The sequence below is a fragment of the uncultured Dialister sp. genome (genome assembly GCF_937959425.1).
Classification (GTDB): domain Bacteria; phylum Bacillota; class Negativicutes; order Veillonellales; family Dialisteraceae; genus Dialister.
Genome location: NZ_CALGPS010000135.1, coordinates 1 through 2,801, shown reverse-complemented (window position 1 = coordinate 2,801; position 2,801 = coordinate 1). Strand labels below are relative to the sequence as shown.

Genomic DNA, 2,801 nt, shown 5'->3' with positions numbered 1-2,801 from the left:
AACCTGCGCCGATAGGCGCGCCCCTTTTTTCTTAACCTGCGGCGAAGCCGCCACCGCAACCCTCGGTGCCGCAGGCGCCGTCAAACCCAAGAACCTTAAGAACCCTCGGGGCCAAGGGCCCCGTCAACCCTCACGCCGCAGGCATGTTCATTTCTTTATTTCATTTTGTTTGAAAAGAGCGTATACTATAATGTAGTATATAAAAGTATATAGAAAAGAGAGGACCGCAGATATGGGAATGCAGAGAATAGGGCAAGTGATGAAGTACCTCAGCATTCCTGTACTTATGTGCGGTCTTTTTTTGACGTTTCTGGCGGACATGGCGCTGTACCGGGCGGATGTCCGCATGGAGCGGGAGGTGCTGACCAGCTCTGCGGAACGCCGGCTGAATAATTTCTATGAATATGTGTACCGCTATGAGACGGCAGCGGATATTATCGACTCCACGGTGCAGAACAGCGAGGGACGGACTGACGGTTTGGGCGGCATGTCGCGGCTCCTGGAAATCGATCGTTCTATCCGGCTTATCGAGGTGATTCCGGCGGAGGGAGACAGCACATGGTTTTCCGCAGACCGGTGGCTGGGGAGTGGGCGGTCCATGCTGGAGGGGCCGCTGAAGGAGGCGGCTCTTGAGGCCCGAAGGGAAAGGAAATCGGTGATGGTGGACTCTCTGTCCCTGGACCATGAGCGGACCTATATGGCGGTGCTGCAGCCCATTTTTCTGGAGGATCGGGCATCTTCCCTGTTCTGGGGGTATGTGCTGATTCTTGGGAGCCAGGAGTCTGTCCTTCGGAATTCCAATATCGTTCATGATGACGGGATGAGGGAAGATTACCGGCTTGTACGGGAAGGAAATGGGACGGAGCATGTGCTGGCCGAAGAGGGAACGGTCAGCCGGGGCGACCCTTCCGCTTCCGTAAATATAGGCGGAGACCGGTGGACCCTGACCCTTCGGCCCAGCCAGGGCTGGCTGAACATGCAGACCCTCTTCCTTGCCACCCTCTGCGGTATCATGGGCTCTGTTTTTATTTCCCTGCTGTGGAAGAAGAACCGGATTCTGAAGGTCATCGGCGGCACCGACAGCCTCACCGGCGTGTACAACCGCAAAGGCGGCGATAAGGCGGTAGCTGCCTATCTGAAGGCCCATCCCGGAGAGCCGGCCATGGTGATGGCTCTGGATATCGACAATTTCAAACTCATTAACGACGTGTACGGCCATGGCGCCGGAGACCGGGCGCTGAAGGTCCTTGTCCGGGACATGAGACGCATCTTCGGCAGGGAAACCATTATCACCAGGAACGGGGGCGATGAATTCATTCTTTTCCATCCCTTCCGGAATAAGGAGGACGTGGAAAATAAGATGACCCGTTTCACTGAAAAGCCCCATATCATACAGGCCGACGGCAGGGACGTGCCCTTCCATTCCTCCATGGGCTGCGCCGAATATCCCCTCCAGGGCAGGGAATACGGGAAACTCTGCGTCCGGGCGGACTTTGCCCTCTACGCCGTGAAATTGAACGGCAAGGCCGGCTGGCGGAGGTTCGATGATACGGTGGCGGAAAACAAACACCGCACCCAGTTCGGCTTCAACCTCTCCGAAGTGGCCGGCAGCATGCCCGGCGGCATGCTGGTATGCAAGGCCACGGAAGACCAGGAAATCCTCTTTGCCAACCGTGGCATGATCGACCTTCTGGAATGCGACAGCTTCGAAGATTTCATGCACTACACCGGCGGCACTTTCTTCTCCATCCTCTATCCCGGAGAAGAGGAAGCACTGAAAAAGGAATTCCAACGCCAGCTGGACAGCAGGGATAATGAAAAGCAGACCGATTTCCTCACCTTCCGCATCGTCACCAAGAAGGGCAGAGTGATTACAGTGGAAGACGTGGGAAGGAAAAAGGAAAACCCCTTCTACGGCGAGCTGTACTACATCTTCATGTACGATAGAGCGGAAAGAGAAGAGAGACAGAGGGGGTAAGAAGATAGACGATAGACGTCAGACATCAGACGCTGTGGAGGCTTCCTGCCGGGGTGGTCATTCTGAGCGCCAGCGAAGAATCTCGGTAAGAATAGTAAGTATTGGCAGTGATGGTAAATACCAGTGGGCAGAAAGGCGATACAGGCAGGTGCCTTTGCATGAATGAGAACTTCCACGCGGCCAACAGACTATACTGGCAGAGAGGCGAAAAGACCCGGTAAAGAATTTCCAAATATTCCCGCAGCGCTTAATCCATGGAAACGGGAAGGAAAGACGGAACCGCTCATGATTTTCCCTCTCCGGCGCGCCAAAACTGAATAAAACTCCTGATGAAGACTAAAACTTGAGGCAGACAGAGCTTACGGCCCTTTCATGATGAAAAGCTCTGCTGCAGCAGCCAGGTCCGCATCAGGAGTTTTTGCGTGGGAGATTGGAAAAGGGGCTGTGAAAAGAATGTAAATCATTTTTTCACAGCCCCCTTTTTTACATTGCGGCGTTTTTCCCTTTGGAGGGCATGCGAGACACTTCCCACCAGGGCGGAGAGGACCAGGTGCACCTTAAACTTGCCTCCCCCCGCAGGCGTAGGGGGACTGCGTACACCTTAAACTTGCCTCCCCCTGTAGGCAGGGGGAGGGGGACCACGATAGTGGTGGAAGGGGTTGGTAAGAATCGGATCGAATCATAAGTGCTGCAAGCCATCGCGGAGATTCCCCCCCTTGGTGGCTGCGCCACCACCTTGTCCCCCCCCGCAGTTCGGTCGGGCAGATAAAAGGAAAGCGCCTTAATGGGCAGGCTAGGCGCCTTACTTTGCCCGACTTGCACA

General features: G+C 55.1%; 1 protein-coding gene. It reads left to right on the top strand.

The window, feature by feature from the left end; genetic code table 11:
- Window positions 1-286: 286 nt before the first annotated feature.
- Window positions 287-1,978: a diguanylate cyclase gene (locus tag Q0482_RS05950; protein ID WP_299144623.1), complete on the top strand. Its 1,692-nt coding sequence runs from the start codon at window positions 287-289 to the stop codon at window positions 1,976-1,978.
- Window positions 1,979-2,801 lie beyond the last annotated feature (823 nt).